The organism is Methanobrevibacter sp., from assembly GCF_050872065.1.
Lineage (GTDB): Archaea > Methanobacteriota > Methanobacteria > Methanobacteriales > Methanobacteriaceae > Methanocatella.
On the sequence record NZ_JBNMGD010000031.1, the window covers coordinates 1 to 17027 of the forward strand.

At 30.6% G+C, this 17027-nt stretch carries 18 protein-coding genes; 5 read left to right on the plus strand and 13 right to left on the minus strand.

What is annotated here, in order from left to right; translation table 11 throughout:
• The first annotated feature begins 33 nt into the window (after positions 1-33).
• Positions 34-720: a M48 family metallopeptidase gene (locus tag ACR0P1_RS05505; protein WP_432645408.1), complete on the plus strand. Its 687-nt coding sequence runs from the start codon at positions 34-36 to the stop codon at positions 718-720.
• A gap of 6 nt (positions 721-726) precedes the next feature.
• Here ACR0P1_RS05505 and atwA read toward each other — a convergent pair whose 3' ends face one another.
• From atwA to ACR0P1_RS05560, 11 genes are all read right to left on the minus strand, one after another.
• Positions 727-2328: a methyl coenzyme M reductase system, component A2 gene (atwA, locus tag ACR0P1_RS05510; RefSeq protein ID WP_432645409.1), complete on the minus strand. Its 1602-nt coding sequence runs from the start codon at positions 2326-2328 to the stop codon at positions 727-729.
• Positions 2329-2406: 78 nt separating this feature from the next.
• A complete protein-coding gene (locus ACR0P1_RS05515; RefSeq protein ID WP_432645424.1) occupies positions 2407-3108 on the minus strand; it encodes a tRNA-dihydrouridine synthase in 702 nt (233 codons plus the stop codon).
• A gap of 29 nt (positions 3109-3137) precedes the next feature.
• Positions 3138-3899: a GTP cyclohydrolase III gene (locus tag ACR0P1_RS05520; protein WP_432645410.1), complete on the minus strand. Its 762-nt coding sequence runs from the start codon at positions 3897-3899 to the stop codon at positions 3138-3140.
• Positions 3900-3918: 19 nt separating this feature from the next.
• Complete coding sequence (cofD, locus tag ACR0P1_RS05525; protein ID WP_432645411.1) at positions 3919-4824, minus strand: 2-phospho-L-lactate transferase; 906 nt, start codon at positions 4822-4824, stop codon at positions 3919-3921.
• Positions 4825-4832: 8 nt separating this feature from the next.
• Positions 4833-5606 (minus strand): coenzyme F420-0:L-glutamate ligase, encoded by a 774-nt coding sequence (locus ACR0P1_RS05530; protein WP_432645412.1) that lies wholly within the window; start codon positions 5604-5606, stop codon positions 4833-4835.
• A gap of 28 nt (positions 5607-5634) precedes the next feature.
• Complete coding sequence (locus tag ACR0P1_RS05535; RefSeq protein ID WP_432645413.1) at positions 5635-6261, minus strand: IMP cyclohydrolase; 627 nt, start codon at positions 6259-6261, stop codon at positions 5635-5637.
• Between the two features lie 15 nt (positions 6262-6276).
• Positions 6277-6684: an ExbD/TolR family protein gene (locus ACR0P1_RS05540; protein WP_432645414.1), complete on the minus strand. Its 408-nt coding sequence runs from the start codon at positions 6682-6684 to the stop codon at positions 6277-6279.
• Between the two features lie 8 nt (positions 6685-6692).
• Positions 6693-7532 carry a MotA/TolQ/ExbB proton channel family protein gene (locus ACR0P1_RS05545; RefSeq protein WP_432645415.1) on the minus strand — a complete coding sequence of 280 codons (840 nt, stop codon included), beginning with the start codon at positions 7530-7532 and terminating at the stop codon, positions 6693-6695.
• Between the two features lie 95 nt (positions 7533-7627).
• Positions 7628-8242: a ribonuclease HII gene (gene rnhB, locus ACR0P1_RS05550; RefSeq protein ID WP_432645416.1), complete on the minus strand. Its 615-nt coding sequence runs from the start codon at positions 8240-8242 to the stop codon at positions 7628-7630.
• Positions 8243-8287: 45 nt separating this feature from the next.
• Complete coding sequence (locus tag ACR0P1_RS05555) at positions 8288-9361, minus strand: rod shape-determining protein (RefSeq protein WP_432645417.1); 1074 nt, start codon at positions 9359-9361, stop codon at positions 8288-8290.
• Complete coding sequence (locus ACR0P1_RS05560; RefSeq protein ID WP_432645418.1) at positions 9358-10002, minus strand: hypothetical protein; 645 nt, start codon at positions 10000-10002, stop codon at positions 9358-9360. Before ACR0P1_RS05560 ends, ACR0P1_RS05555 begins: the two co-directional genes overlap by 4 nt.
• Before the next feature lie 399 nt (positions 10003-10401).
• Here ACR0P1_RS05560 and ACR0P1_RS05565 point away from each other — a divergent pair, with 399 nt between their 5' ends.
• The 4 genes from ACR0P1_RS05565 (at position 10402) to ACR0P1_RS05580 (ending at position 13459) form a co-directional block, all read left to right on the plus strand.
• Positions 10402-11097 carry an archaetidylserine synthase gene (locus ACR0P1_RS05565; RefSeq protein WP_432645419.1) on the plus strand — a complete coding sequence of 232 codons (696 nt, stop codon included), beginning with the start codon at positions 10402-10404 and terminating at the stop codon, positions 11095-11097.
• A gap of 62 nt (positions 11098-11159) precedes the next feature.
• Positions 11160-12329, plus strand: coding sequence for a hypothetical protein (locus ACR0P1_RS05570; RefSeq protein WP_432645420.1), 1170 nt, complete (start codon positions 11160-11162; stop codon positions 12327-12329).
• A 36-nt stretch (positions 12330-12365) separates the two neighbouring features.
• Positions 12366-13082 (plus strand): class E sortase, encoded by a 717-nt coding sequence (locus ACR0P1_RS05575; RefSeq protein ID WP_432645421.1) that lies wholly within the window; start codon positions 12366-12368, stop codon positions 13080-13082.
• Positions 13083-13084: 2 nt separating this feature from the next.
• The gene (locus ACR0P1_RS05580; protein WP_432645422.1) at positions 13085-13459 is read left to right on the plus strand and encodes a dihydroneopterin aldolase family protein; all 375 of its coding nucleotides are present in this window, start codon (positions 13085-13087) and stop codon (positions 13457-13459) included.
• 3 nt (positions 13460-13462) lie between these two features.
• Here the strand turns inward: ACR0P1_RS05580 and mfnA are convergent, their stop codons facing one another.
• Both mfnA and ppsA read right to left on the minus strand, forming a co-directional pair.
• Positions 13463-14620 carry a tyrosine decarboxylase MfnA gene (mfnA, locus tag ACR0P1_RS05585; protein ID WP_432645423.1) on the minus strand — a complete coding sequence of 386 codons (1158 nt, stop codon included), beginning with the start codon at positions 14618-14620 and terminating at the stop codon, positions 13463-13465.
• A gap of 52 nt (positions 14621-14672) precedes the next feature.
• The gene (ppsA, locus tag ACR0P1_RS05590) at positions 14673-16949 is read right to left on the minus strand and encodes a phosphoenolpyruvate synthase (protein WP_432645425.1); all 2277 of its coding nucleotides are present in this window, start codon (positions 16947-16949) and stop codon (positions 14673-14675) included.
• Positions 16950-17027 lie beyond the last annotated feature (78 nt).

The following is a 17027-nucleotide window of genomic DNA, read 5'->3' on the forward strand; positions in this document are numbered from 1 at the left end:
ATATTTTAATTACTAATTTAAATATAGATTTTTATGAAAGAAAAGTTAATAATCGAAGATATATGTATACTATTAGAACGAAAAAACATTAAAAATATGTATCTTCGAGTTGTTCCTCCAAAAGGAGATGTGAAAGTATCTGCTCCATTTTTAATACCTGATAAAGAAATAACAGACTTTATCAAATCTCGAAAAAATTGGATTTTAAAAAAACAGGAACTTATTTTAAATAACAACATCCAAGCTCCCTTAAAATTTATTAATGGTGAAAAACATTATCTATGGGGAAGAGAATACACACTCCAATTGATTCAAAATAATAAAATAAAACATGGTTTAATCGATGAAAACAAATCCCTCCTATATTTACCAGTACCAAAACGAAGTACAATAAGCAAAAGAGAGGAAATACTAGTTGATTTTTATAGAAAAGAGCTTCAAAATGTAATACCTCAAGTGTTAAATAAATGTAGTGCTATTGTTGGGCAAAAACCATCTGAAGTCAAAGTTAGAAAAATGAAAAACTGGGGGAATTGCAGGCAAAATGGGAAAATAACATTAAACCTAAATTTAGCAAAAAAAGATCCTAAATGTTTAGAATATGTAATGATACATGAATTATGTCACTTAATAGAATTTAATCATGGTAAAAAATTTAAAAAACTAATGGACAAATTTTGTCCAAATTGGAAAAAAATAAAAAAAGAATTAAATGAATAAGAAGAATTACCTATTCTCTTTAAGCATATCTTCTTTCTCATCTGCAGTTAATTTATCAACTATCTCCTCAGGAGTGCCTATGTCTAAGAGTTTACCTCCTCTCATTAAAGCAGCTCTATCACAGACATCTAAAACAAAGTCCATATCGTGAGAAATAATAATAAATGTTTGTTCTAATTCATTACGTGCTTTTAAGATGGAATCAGTTACAATAACACGAGTAATCGGATCCATAGTACCTGTTGGTTCATCCAACACGATTAAATTAGGTTCTTTAATTAAAACTTGAGCTAAAGCAACCCTATGTCTTTCACCCACACTTAATTGATCAGGATATTTCTCAAGAATGTTCTCTGCAAGTTCATCTGAAAATCCAACAGTAGTCAATGCATGGATTGCTTTAATTTTAGCAAATTCAGCAGGTAGATTTAGACTAATTGCATCAGTTAAATTACCAAGAATTGTCCTATGAGGATATAAAGAATATTCTTGATGTAATAATCCAATATAAGGCATTATACGACCACGATTAATAGGGCCTACTTTAGTCATATCAATCCATTCATCACCAAGCTTGATTTCTATATCTCCCCCACTTGGTTCAGTCAATCCCATTAACATCCTAGCAGTAGTGGTTTTTCCAGAACCACTTAAACCTACAATACCAAATATTTCTTCCTTATTAATAGTTAAATCCACACCATCAACTGCTTTAACAACACCTCTTTCGATGGAATAATAATGTTTTTTAACATTTTCTAAAACTACTTCAGGTTCTCCAAATTCAGGAATTTCCTGTTTTTTAGGGATAGGAATTGTAGCTACAAAATCATTTACAACTTTTTGAGGATCCCCTTCTTCCTTAATTTGACCCTCTTCTAACCAGATAACACTATCTGCTAATTCAATCATTACTTCTGGCCAGTGAGAAGTGATTACCATGGTTATTCCTTTATCTTTAACACCCTCTTTTAGAGTGTTATGAAGCTTAACCGCAGTTTGAGGGTCTAATGTACCTGTAGGTTCATCAGCTAAAAACATCATTGGAGACTTTGCCAATTGTCTTGCAAGTACAACTCTCTGTTTTTCCCCACCACTTAAATCACGAGCAATATGAGTAATCCTATGATTCATTTGAACCATTTCAAGTAATTCTAAAGCTTCATAAATTCCTTCTTCATAGTCTTTACCCTCAGGCATTGCTCTCATTACATTCTCAATTACGGTTTCCTCATCATATAATGCAAAATTACGTTGCAACATAATGGAAATTCTTCTTTTAATACTTGAGAATAATTTCCTTTCTGCATTAAAGAAATCCACTTCTTTTGCTTCTAAAGTTGCACCACAACTACATTTTTCACCAGCATGAGATGGAGAATCTACTGCTAAACATTCTGGACAAACAGCTACATTAACTAATATTTGACCTGCATCAGGTTTATAATCTGATGTACCTCTCAACATGTTAATTAAAACAGATTTTCCGCTTCCACTACGTCCTAAAATACCTAAAGTTTCTCCTTCACTAATTTTTAAATTTACATCTTTAAGAACATCAACACCATCAAAAGTTTTAGTAATATTTTTAAGTGTTATAAAATCCATTAAATCACCTATTAAAATTAATTATATATTAAAGTATTAATAATACTTTCTAATAACAATTGTTTTAAAAAATAAAGATTAGATATTAAATTCTAAATTTCCAGAAATAACAGAACGAGCAATTGAAAAACCATCAACACCAGTGTCAATCATCTTTTTAACATTAATTTCTGAATTTACAGAATTATTTCCAATAACCTTAATATCAACATTATTACAAATTTTTTCTAAAAGTTCCCAGTCAGCTTCAAAAACGCCTTTTTTCATTGCGTCAATATGTAAATAATCAGCACCAGCATCTTCAATCAATTGAGCTATTTTTAATGTATCAACACATTCAACATTAGCCCTGATTTTAACTGAAACTTCACTATTCGTATTATCAACAATCTGAGAGATGAATTCTTTTAAATCATCTCTTTTTAACATTTCCTGTCCACAACCAATATCTAAAATTTCTTTTTGGCGACAATGACAATTAATTTCTACAATATCCAATTTTTTAATATTTCCCACATCAATTATTGGTTGGGGATTTGTTGCACGAACATTAGCTGAAACTTTTACATTATTATGAGTTTTTTTAATTAAATCAACTTCATTTTCAATATGATGAAAAATCACATCCAAAGGAAAATTAAATTCTTTCCTTCCCCGTTGAATAATCTTTTTACTGGCTTCAATTGTAGGACAATCTAAACTATATCCTCCTAAAGTAGCTACATTAAATCCATATGGAATAACCTTATTTAAAAAAGCAGCATTAGTTATACCTGCCATTGGTGCCACTACTTTAAGCATAGAATTCCTCAATCTTCTTTTTCAACAATCCAAGTCCACATTTCGTTATTATGTGCACGGATTTCTTCTAAACCAATATCTGCCATATATGCTGCATCTTCAGCATTTTTAGCTCTTCCAATACCTGCTTTAAGTTTAATACCAATTTCTTCATCAATTTCAATTAATAAATCTTCAATCTCTTTTTCAGATAATCCATTACATGGAGCCATGAAATTATCCCCCCCTATGAAGAACAATAATGCTCCTTTCTTAATTAATTTAGTCATCAAATAATGTTGAGCTTTATTAACACTGAAACTTGTGTCAAAAGCAGATTCAATATCAGTAAGAGTCTCTGTAACACTGTTAATATCAATGTGAGCTGCTTGAACAAAACTATCTTCTTCATCAACTAAACTATCGATAGCTAAAATTTCTTTTCTTTCTCCAGATTGAGCACTACCTGCTTTTTGAAGAGCAATAGTAGCTAATCTTTGAGCTTCATGCGGAGTTTCAGCAGCACCTACACCCATACTTACAGTAACAGGATACTTATTCCTAATAGATCTTTGGATTCTTAAATGATCCTCTTCATTTATACCATTTGAAATCGCAAGTAAGTTATCAAATCTAGTGAAGAAAACTAAACCTTTTTTAGATCCAAAATAACTGTTTAAATCAGCAAATAATCTTGCTTGAAGAATTTGTAAGTCAGACTCAGTTCTTGGTCTTGGAGTGACAGTCCAAGGACCATAATTGTCAATTTGTATTAATGTCATTTGTATCATTGAACAACCTCTTTCCATATTAAGGAATACTATCAATAATAATTTTAGCCAAATTTTTTTTAGCTTTTAAATTATTCATTATTGTATTTGTAATTATTACTTTATTAACTATTTGATTTATTTCAGTTTTTTTATCACTATCTTGAATATCAATTATCATCGTATCTAAAAAATCTTCATACATTGATGCCACCCCAACAGAAGAAACATCAATACCTAATGCTTTCATGAATTTACTTGCAGGTCCTGAAACAGAATCTGAACCAATAATTGGAGATACTGCAATAACATGAGTCTCTTTTAATGCATCACGGACACCATCTAATGATAAAATTGGTAAGATTGAAGTAATTGGATTTGATGGACCAATAATTACAACATCCGAATTTTTAATTATATCAACAATTCCCTCAGTAGGAGAAACATTGGAAAATTTAAGATCCAATACTTCAGGCTCAGACTGATGTTTAATCAGGAAATCATGGAATTCTAATTCACCCACATCAGTAATAATTTTAATATCTGAATTTTCTTCACTCATTGGAATAATTCTTGATGAAATACCCATATTCTTAGCCTGAATTTCACATGCTTTATTAAGACCATATTTTTCCATCAATTGAGTCTTTTGTATCTTAGTTGCACGATCAATATCTCCAATTCTAAGTAATTCCGGACATCCAAGCTCTTCAAGACGTTCATGAGTAATGAATGTATCATTTTTAACACCATACCATAATTCATCATTAATCATATCTGCCATAGTATATAACACGGTGTCAATATCTGCAGATACATAAACACCAGAAAAATAGTTATTTTCTAATGTATTAACAATAATATTCAAATCTTTAGGATTAATGACTTCTTTTAATCCTTGCAATAATTTCGGAGTACCAGTTCCACCAGATAAAACAGTAATCATAAAACCACTCAATTTCTAAATACATCAAATTCTTTTGGCATGAGAACAGATTTAATATTTGAATTAACATCCCTTAAAGTATCAAAACTATCAAAACCACGAATAATAACAACTGGAAGACCTTCATCAGCCTGACCCATTATAAGAGATGCTGCTGAAGCTAATTCATCACAAGTCGCAATTTCAGTAGTTTCGAGTTCCCTACCATACAAATCTTTTTCACCAACTCTTTTCCATATTGGAGAAATTCCTGAACATCCAATTGCAGTACCAACAGCACCAAACCTAAATGCTCTTCCCTGAGTATCAGTTATAATAACTGCAATTTCTTCACCAAATTCTTCTTCCAAATATTCACGAATTTTAAAAGCAGATTTGTCTGCATTCTTAGGCATTGGAGTAGCAAAACCATCACCCACATTAGATTCATCTATACCTGCATTAGCACAAACAAAACCATGAACAGTTTCTGTAATGATGAATTTTGGACCTACTGCAACAATTTCATTGGATTGTTGGATAATAGATTCAACTAATTGTGGATCTTTTTTAGCTTTCTTTGCTAATTCAATAGCTTGATTTGATGGAGTTAAATCGTCCAATTTTATAAAATTCTCTTCAGCTTTTGAAATTAAGGTTTCAGCAATTAATATAATATCCCCATGACAAATGCCACATCCTTGCTTTTCAATAGCTTCCTTAATAATTTTTGAAATATCACTATCCCCATCAATAATAGGAATATTCTCTAAACCAAATAATTCAATACTCATAATAATCATCTAAAAAAAGTTTAAAAAAAAGAAAAGATTATGGATTATAGACATCAATAGCCCATTCTCCATCAAAAACTGCAGCAGAAGAAGTTACTGGCTTTTCATACTCTGCAAAAGTGCATTCATCAAAAATAAACTTAGCACCATCAGTAGCTGTTTCTGCATTAAATTCCACTGGATCAGGAACTTGAGTACCATAAGTTGAAATAAATACTGCCTTTCCATATGGAATTTGCTCAACCAAAATCTTATGGTCGTTAACTATACCAAAATAACATTCATATTCATCTTCATCACTAGAAGCAGTAACCCCCGCAGTAATTCTTGGAGTATTATAACTATCCTTCTCATAGTCCATTGTAAGTAATGAATATGCTATTGCATCCTTTAAATTCATCCCTAAAGCAATTTTATCTGCTATAACATCAGTTTGAGACCCATTAGATACAATTGCAAAATCATTAACAATGCGAATGCAATTGTAAGTAATATAAGGATTTTCAAAAATATCCTTTTCAAATCCTTCTTTTGGAACAACTGCCGCACGATTTTCAAATTTAAGACATTGCCTATTTGGAAATGACCTACTTGAAACCCTATATGCAACAAAAGGCTTACCTTCACAGGTCATTCCAGTTGATAAAATTCTACCTGTATACATTTTTATTCCTCTATTTTAAAGTTGCGGACGTTGGACTGCTTTATCAGGTGAAATTCCAGATGGAGTTGTAATATCAATTTCACCAGGTTTAATGGAAATTTTACCATTATCAATTACATTTGCTTGAACACCAACAGCACTATTCAGAATCGTGTCTGATTTATCAACACCATTGACAGTGACTTTATGCAAATTAGCTACAGGCATTACATAGTATTCAACATCACCTGAAACAGAAGTAACATTAGGTTTTCCACCACCCTCTGTAACATCTGCATCGTCCGCTTGAGCTTCAGCTGAAAAATTACTAGTCACTACTAAAAAAATCATAATTGTGAATAGAATATCAATAAATGGAACTAAATTGATATTTGGCTTGTTGTCTGAAATTTTCTTTTTATGTCTTCCAACATCAATTGCCATTTAATCACCTATTGTTTTAGTTTACTTTCAGTAATTTCAGCATTAACATTACACTTTTCCAATATAATATTGGAAATACTTTTATCTAACATGCTTGGTTTAAAAGAAACTTTAATATTTGCGTATGGATCTGAAATAAATCTTGTATTAACAACCCCTTCAGCTTCTTGTAATGCTTCAAGTGCACATTCAACATTTGAATCAACTCTAACTTTAACTACTGCAAAACCCCAATTGGTCATTTTTGTAGCAAGTTCAATTTTATCCATTTCTACTTCAATAAGACCTTGGATATAAGTATAAAGTGGTAATAAAACAATTGCGACTAAAAGTCCCATAATAGTTGTAGTTAATGCAACATAAATACCTTCTGCCATCGCAGCAGAATCTGGATTTACACCTAATGATTTAAAAGTCAACCAAATACCAATAACAGTACCGATTAAACCTAAAAATGGTGCTAATTCAGTAATGGTTTTAATTGTATTTAACCCTTTAGTCATTTTTCCTACTTCAACAATGAAAATTTGTTCCATACTTTCTTCAACTTCTGTTTTATTTTTATAACCAATCTTTAAAGTTTCAGAAATAATCCTGGAAATAGGATTCTTAAAACCATTTATCTGTTTTAAAGCTTCTACAGCCCCTCCTCTTTCCATAGATGCAGTTACAACTCCAAATATTTCAGTTGTATCTACTTTACTAATTTTTCTAAGATATAAAATCTTTCTCAATGCAATAATAAAACCATAAATCCCCACAAAAAGAATTACATAAGTAATAATTCCTCCTTGAGTAAAAAGATCCATTACTCCATCAATAAAAGGCGTAATATTCTCAATAATCATTTTCATCCTCTATAAAATATTAAATTGAAAATTTTTTATAAGAATATTTATATAAATTCATATACTTAAATATTATTTTAAAAAAAAGCACTAAATTATCTCATTTTTGCAACAGTAGCCCATGACTTTCTAACAAAATCAGGCATTTCATCATAAGTATAATTAGTTAAAAATTTTTTAGTTTTTGGGTCTGACGGATAACCTGAACCAATACCACCTGACTTAATATAGTCATTATTAATCTCTTTAATCTGAGCATCCCTTTCGGTTTTTGCAATGATAGATGCTGCACTAACTTCAATATACTTATCATCAGCTTTATGTTCAGCTACAACATTATAACCAGTGTCTTTACATAAATTTTCTTGAAAACGTTCCGCTTTAACATCTACAGCATCAACAATAGTTTTTTCAGGTTTTAATTTTAAAATGATACTTTCCATGGCATTTTTTTCTATCTCATTAAGATTAACACCATTTTCCCTTAATTCATCAATTTCACGAGCAGAAATCATCACAATTTCAAAATCAAACATTTTTCTTAATTTTCTAGACAAAATAGTCCGTCTATTAGGGGTAAGCCTTTTAGAATCCTTAACACCCATTCTTTCAAGAACTTTGCCCATTTTTTCAGGAACAATAACTCCTGCAATAACCATTGGACCTAAAACAGATCCCCTACCCGCTTCATCAATTCCTAAAATATCCATAAAAATCAAATAAAAAAAGTAAAAAAAAGAAATAAATAAAAATATTTATTTCATAGCTCTAAGACGTACTTCAGGTTCTAATGCAAGAGGTTCAGCAGCAACAATAGCAGTACCTTTTGCTACAACAGTCATAGGATCTTCAGAAATTGCTATAGGAATAGATATTTCATCAAATATTCTTTCTTTCATACCACGAAGTCTTGAAGTTCCACCAACTGCAACAGAATTATTGTAAACACCCATCATCAATTCAGGAGATAATCTTTCTAAAATAACATTTAATCCATCAATAATTTCTTGCATATAAGGTTCAACAGCTTCTGCAACAAGCATAGAGTCGATTATGACTTTTTTAGGCCTATTAGTTTCTAAAGATTTACCAATTATTTCAACACTAAGATTTTCTAATTGTTCGGAACAGTGTACCATACCTACTTCTATTTTAGCAGATTCAGCATCATGAATACCAATAGCCACATCATATTTTTCAGCTACAAGTTCAACAATTTTATTATCAATGTCATCTCCACCACATCTAACAGTTTCAATATCATTAATACCACCAAGAGAAATGATAACAATATCAGTTGATCCAGCACCAATATCAACAACCATAGTTCCATTAGCTTCAGCAATAGGTAATCCTGCACCAATAGCTGCAGCCAATCCTTCACTAATAACTAAAATATTCTGAGCTCCAGCTTTTCTACCTATCTCTTCAGCAGCATTCTTTTCTACTTCAGAAGCATCACCAGGAATACCAATAACAATTCTTCCAACACTTTCCCCCTCATCAATACCAATTTGCATAGCTTTAATCAATAATGCTTGAGCTTGAACAACATTCTCAATTACGCCTTTTTTCAAAGGTCTTACAGCAAGAATATCCTCTGGAGTTCTTCCTAGCATTTTTTTAGCTTCTTCCCCAACAGCCAAAACTTCTGAAGGATCATCTTTTTTAACAGCAACAACAGATGGTATTTGATATAAATCAAATTTATCACCTGAAGGTTTTGCAATTACAGTGTTCAATGTTCCTAAATCAATTCCTAAACTATTGCTAATAACTTTGGTATCATTAATCTGTGGTTCTTCTTCTTCTTTTCCAAAAATGTTCATGAATACTCCTCCGTTACAATATCTTTAAAGTCAATAACGAAAATTCTGTTAGATGTAGCTATACTTTGAACTTTTTTAATTTCGTCCTTTTTATCGACAGAAATTAAAATTGTTGATAAAACAACTTCATTCGCATTATAAAATGGTTTCAATACAGATTTAATAAAATTGGGTAACTTTACATCATTACTCAAATCAACATCAATAAATCCAGTAGTTTGTGAATCCTGTAAAATTGCAAAGGATATCTTTGATTTTTCTAATACTGACACTGTCTTTTTAATGACATTGTCTGGGGCGACTAAAACCATTAAATTTGGATCTTCGACCAAATACTTACGTAATATTCTTACATAAGCTCCACCCTCTTGGTCTGCAAATTTTTTAAATTCATCAATAACGATAGAATTACCATAAAGCATGATGAAATCGAACTTTTTATCCAAATTACCCTCTTTCAAAATTACATGTTCTCTAAATAATATCTTAACACGATGGTTAGATGCAATAGCATTATAAGCTGCTTTATCGACTAAATCAGCATTTCCTGCAATAACACACCAATTTTTCTCAATTTTATAGTCATTATTAGCAGAAACTCTTGCTGCTTGTCTGAGAACACGTATATTATCTTCTATCATCTAACTACTCACTCAATATTGATTTGAATCCAATTTACATAAATAAACATTACTGCTATTAAAAAATATTAAATTTTATCCACCAAAAAATAAATCTAACATTTTAAATTAATAAACCATTTATTAAAGTTTAACCATTACTATTTATAAAAAAATTATTATATATATTTTATCTTTTAGAATAATAATATAATAAAAAACAAATTAACTGCAAAATTATTAATTAAAAACAATCACATTAATGATAATTTGATTGAATAATGAAAAACTAGAATAATTAATAAGTACAAATAAAAATAAGTATTATTAAGTATTAAATACAAATATACATAAAAATAAAGTAAAATAAAAGATAAGCTTAATAAGAAATAAACTAAAAAGTAATACTGGAGTTCGAATATGAAAATTGAAAACACTAATATGAAAAGTTTCATTGCACTATCAGACATCATATCTTTAATGAATATGTCCTCAGGATTTTTATCAATAATCTTTTCACTTAATCATGAGTTCAGCATGGCTGCAATCCTAATGATTATTGCAATTATATTCGACTCAACAGATGGTTGGGTAGCACGTAAAATAAATAGGCAAGATGAATTAGGTTTTGGGAAAAATATCGATTCATTGTCAGATATTGTCTCATTTGGAGTTGCACCAGCAATTTTTCTTTACAGTTGCATTAACACCACCCCAGGCATTTTTCAAATAGTAGTAACACTTGCTAGCTTATTAATTGTAATTTGTGGAGTTTTAAGATTAACAAGATATAATGTGATTGCAGACAAAATAGATACTCATGATTTTATCGGATTTCCAATCCCTGGAATATCATTAGTAATAGGATCATTTTATCTAAGTGGGTTATTTAATCCATATATTGCAATTTTATTAAGCATAATCATTTCATTAATTATGATAAGTAACATAAAATATCCTAAATTCGACAATATGCCATTAATTGCAATATCATCCATATTAATATTAATATTAATTCTTCCAATTGATATAATTTTATTTAATATTAATATTCCTGCAACATTATTACTATTATTCTGCTTATACTACCTAATAGTTAATTTAATTAAAAAATGAGCAACATTACTCCTATAATTAAATTACCCATCTAAATTTATTCAAAATTAGGAGTATAAATAATGAATGATAAGAAACCAAGAGATCCATTGTATCCAAAAGGTTTTGAAGAAACAAAAGAATTAAAAAAACAACTAACAGAAGAATATTCAAAACCAAATAAAAAAGAAAACGAATTAACACCACTAAAAAAACTGAACCATAAACTTGGAGTTTATTTAAGCCCAAATTCTGTTGATATATCAAATGATGAAAAAAAGGAAAAAATCGGCATAATAATAACTACACTAATACTGCTTACTATAATCTCATCAGCATATTACTTCTTAATCTATGAACCTGCACAACAGGAGTTAACCCTTGCAAAAACAACAAAATTAAATGAACTACATGACTTATACAGTGGACCATTAACAACATCCCAAAATTCAATTTTATTAGAAAACCGAATCAATGATGCAAGAACTCCTGAAGAAATAGAACAAATAAACATATTGACACCAGCAACAAAAGATTGGCAATCATTTCACAAAAAATCAATCTACTCTAATAAAGACAAGTATAACAGGACTATGGCAATATATTCAAACGAAAGTAAAAATATAATACTACCAACAAAAAAAGCAATTAATATTGTAAACGAGAATAATGCGGAAGTTTTGTCAAAAATTAAGTTTGAAGAACCTAATACTGTATCTGTTCCAATTTTAGTCTCAAGACTTCAAGCAGGAGCAGGTCTTGTAACTGTAGGAAGTGTAGTGGATATTTATACTAACAACAACAATACTCTTGAAAATTACACTTCGAATAATACAAGCCCAGATATAAGTGGATGTACAGTTTTGGCAATAATGAGATATGAAGACAATGGAGAAATTGATTCAGAATATTCAAAATCTAATACTATAATAAAAGGGAACAATACCAATCCCAAAGAGAATACAAAAGCATTTTCATCAGATGTTCTTGAATTAATCAAAGGATCAATAATCAACGGTTATGATGAAGAAAAAACCTTTGAGATGCTTAAAAATTATGGGATAAAACTATCAAATTATGAAAGACAGATAAATCTAGGTGATTTAAATGCACAATATATGCTTCTAATCGAAACACCACAGGATAAAGTGGATTATGTGATAAATAATATGGACAGCATCATTTTAACAATTCCAACAGCAAAAGCACCTAACTGGATGATAAATGAAATAAACTCAACATACACAGATTGAGAAAAGTATTATATTAGATTTAACAAAGTTGATACTATGAAAAAACCAACTATCTCAACTATAGTTATTATTATTTGTATATTAATAATTGGATTATATGCAATGGGAGAAGTAAATTACTTTTCATCCAAAATCTCAGTGGAAAGAAACATCGATTGCCCAACTATTATAATACCTAACATCGGAGTCAATGAAAAAATTAATAATATATCATTAAATCAAGGAGTATTAAATGACCCTGGAGACAACATTCCAACTAAAGATTATGTTGCATTATACGGTCATAGGACCCTCCAAGGTTCTCCTTTTTTAAGATTAAATGAACTTTCAGTTGGTGATTCATTAGCATTAGAATGGCCAGGAATTGGAGAATTAAATTACACAGTAACTAACACAACAATCGTACCTGGAACTGCCGATGTGCCAGTTGGAGGAAACGAATCATTGTTCCTAATAACTTGTGATCCAATCGGATCTACAGAAAACAGAATAATAGTTGAAGGAGAACTAGAAAAAGAAGGTTCCGTGAATAATGAAATCATTAAAGAAAACCCACAGGCATCTAATGCAATTATCTTATCTGCAATATTCTTTATAGTAGGAATGATATTCAGTTATTTCTATCCTAAAGATAATAGAATTTATATTTTCGCGGTTGTTTTAATAATTTCAGCATTATTATTTTACTTCTGCATAAATCCAATCCCATCCGAGATATTTTATGAAAAAATCATATTTTTAAATGGAGGATAACAATGGACATTGATAAAAAATATTTTTCAAATATAACAAAAAGAGAAAGAGCAATTTTCGAAGGTGCAATTAGTATGGGTGCTCTATTCCACCAATTTGTAGGAACACCCGTCAATAAAAATACAAAAAAAGGATTAGAAAAAAGTATGGAAGATTCTTTAAGATTACAACCTGCAATTGAAGATGTTGATGTTAAAATCAGATTTGATAAGCTTGAAGAATCAATGACCGAGTTTGACTACACTTCTCTTAATGGGGATATGTTAGACGTTAAAATATATACAAAAGTAGACAATGTTAAAACTACAATAAGAATTGAATTTGTTGAAGAACTCAATTACCCCTTAATGTATGTCGAAAATATTACAGAAGATTAAAAGTTAAAATATTTCTTTTAAATCTTCTATTAATTCTTTTAAGTGATTTAATTTTATATGATTCATTAATACAACCCTAATAGCTACAGGACATTTAGCAACTGAAACTTTCCAACCTAATCCCTCTAATTTTTCTGCAAATTCATTAGCACACATATTAGGATGATTAAATGCAATAAGATTTAATTCAGGTTCACAAATAACATCATAACCAATTTTTTCAAGATTTTCTTTTAAAAATTTAGTATTATCCATTGCTTCTTTGATTAATTTAGAATATCCTTCTTTTCCAAGATATTTCATGACAGCATAAGTAGCCGCAGAAGCAGCACCGGAACGTGTCCCTACAATTGTTGACTGAGTTTTAATGGTTAAATAAGGAGAATCAATTGCCATAACATCAAGATATTCTTCTTTTCTAAAAAGAATACCTCCAGCAGGAATTGGTGCCATACCCATTTTATGAGGATCAATAGTTATAGAACATACTCCTTCTAAAGAAAAATCAAAAACAGGCAAATCAAATCCCATTTCTCTTAAAAATGGAATAGAAAATCCACCAAAAGCAGCATCAACATGTAAGTAAATATTATTCTCATAAGCTATTTTTGAAATTTCTTCTATTGGATCGATTAAACCTAACTCCGTAGTACCTGCAATAGCCACAATAGCAACTGTTTTATCTGAAATCAAACGTTTAAGTGAATCTACATCAATTTTATAATTATCATCAAGATTTACTTCAACAATTTTTAAATTTAACATTTCTGCAGCTTTTTTAAATGAAAAATGAGCGGATTCAGGAATGATTATTTCTCCATCCACTATTCCCTTGAATTTTCTTGCATAGTTTCTAGCAGCACGTATTGCCATAATGTTAGCTTCAGTACCACCAGTTACAATATGACCATAAGGTTTTTCAATAGATAATAATTCACCAATAGATTCAATGACTTTACTTTCGATTAATTTCGTACCTTTAAAAAGACCATGATCACCTAAATTTGTATCAATGAATTTATAATAAACTTCCTTAGCAAAAGAATTTGCCTCAGTACACATTGAACCTAAAATTCTACCATCATTATAATCCTGATCTAAATCGTGGAGCTTATCTAACTCCTCTAAAATAACATCTTTATCTATTGGTTTTTCATCCATAAAATAACCTAAATTTAAAATTTAATAAAAATAAAAAAAAGAAATTAAAAGATTATTCTAAACGTTGACGAGCAGCATCAAGAATAATTTTTTGTTCAGCTCTAGCAACAGTTTTTCTAACTTCTGCTATAGCATCAGTGTTTGAAGATACACTTGTAATTCCAAATCCAACAAGCTTTTCAACAATACGAGGTACACTACCTGCTTGACCACAGATACTGCATTTAACACCCGCTTCAACACATTTTTTGATTGTCATTTCAATCAATTTCATTACTGCAGGATGTTCTTCGGAATAATGTTTTGCAACATATTCATTGTTCCTATCAACAGCAAGAGTATATTGTGTTAAATCATTGGTTCCTAAACTTACAAAGTCAATACCTACTGCAATATAATCTTCAATAGTTAATGCTGCAGCCGGAATTTCAACCATCATACCAAATTCAACATCTTTATGAGGTTCTAAACCAATTTCAGAACAGAGTGCTTTAGCTTGTTTAAGTTCTTCTGGACTTTGTGATAATGGAACCATAATTCCAATATTAGTGTATCCTTTTTCATGTAATTTTTTAATAGCTTTGAATTCACATTTGAGAATTTCAGGTTGATCAAGTTCCCTTCTGATTCCTCTCCAACCAAGCATTGGGTTATGTTCTATAGGTTCATTTTCTCCACCTTCTAATGTAATAAATTCATCAGTAGGAGCATCTAAAGTCCTATACCATACTGGTTTTGGATAGAATTCATCCGCTACAATCATAACATTTTCAGCAATGGTATCAATTAATTCATCTTCCCTTCCATCAGCAATGAATTTTCCTGGGTGAACACCAGCAGTTAACATTAAGTGTTCGGTTCTAAGTAAACCTACACCATCTGCACCAGTTGCAGCTGCTTTAGCTGCTGCTTCAGGCATACTTACATTAGCTTTCACTTCAGTAACAGTTATAATTGGAGCTGCTTCAACACTACCAGTTACTTGTACTTCTTCTTTAGTAATTTCAGAAAGTCCTTCAAATACTAATCCTTTTTTACCATCAATAGTTACACTAGTATTTTCTTCTAAAACAGTTGTAGCATCACCAGTACCCACAACACAAGGAATTCCAAGTTCACGAGAAATAATAGACGCATGGCATGTTACTCCACCTTCATCAGTTACAATTCCGCTTGATCTTTTCATAGCAGGAACCATATCTGGAGTAGTCATAGTAGTAACCATTATGTCCCCATCTTCAATTTTATCTAATTCTGCAATATCTAAAATAATTTTAACATTACCAGAAGCCATACCGGGACTTGCACCAAGACCTCTTACTAAAACATCACCAGTTTCAGAAGAAACTTCACCAGCATCTTCAACAGCATCACCTAAAGTAGTGATAGGTCTTGCTTGTAATAAGAATAATTCTCCTTTTTCAAATGCCCATTCGGTATCCATTGGTTCACCGTAATGATTTTGAACTTTTTTACCCATTTCTGTTAATTCAATGAGCTCTTCGTCAGATAATACTCTTTCATTTCTCATATCTTCTGGAACATCAACTTTAACACTGGTTTCATTTTCATCATTGACGTACATGACCTTTTTATCACTTACGGCAACATTGATAATATCATTGTCTTTTTTAGCAACTTGATAATTATCTGGAGTTACATCACCAGAAACCACAGCTTCTCCAAGACCCCATGATCCTTCGATTAAAGCTATATCTTCACCAGTAGATGGATTTACAGTGAACATTACCCCTGCTTTATCTGCATTTGCCATTTTTTGGACAACAACAGCGATTAAAACTTTTGAATGTTCAAAATTATTTTCTTCTCTGTAAAATATAGCTCTTGCTTCAAATAAGGAAGCCCAACATTTCCTCAAGTACTCTAATACTGAATCATTTCCAGAAACATATAAATAAGTGTCTTGTTGACCTGCAAATGAAGCTTCAGGTAAATCCTCAGCTGTTGCAGAAGATCTAATAGCTACTTCAACATCATCTTCATCACATCTTTGACAAAGTTGATTGTAAGCTTCAGTAATAATTAAAACCATGTCTTCTGGAATAGGAGTTTCATTAATAATAGCTTTGATTTCTTCAGAAGCTGCTTGAAGAGCCTTAGTATCATTGATATCAATTTTATCAAGAATACTTAAAACTTGATCATTGATTCCTGTTTCCACCATGAACTTTTCATAAGTTTGTGCAGTTACAACAAAACCTGGAGGTACTGGGATACCTGCTTGAGTTAATTCACCCAAATTAGCACCTTTTCCACCAGCAATTGGAATATCAGATTTATTTAAATCCTCAAATTTTTTAACATACATGAAATATAACCTCTTGGCTAAAATTAATACATTGACACGCATTTCTAAAATAAAAATATTGTCAATATTATATAATAA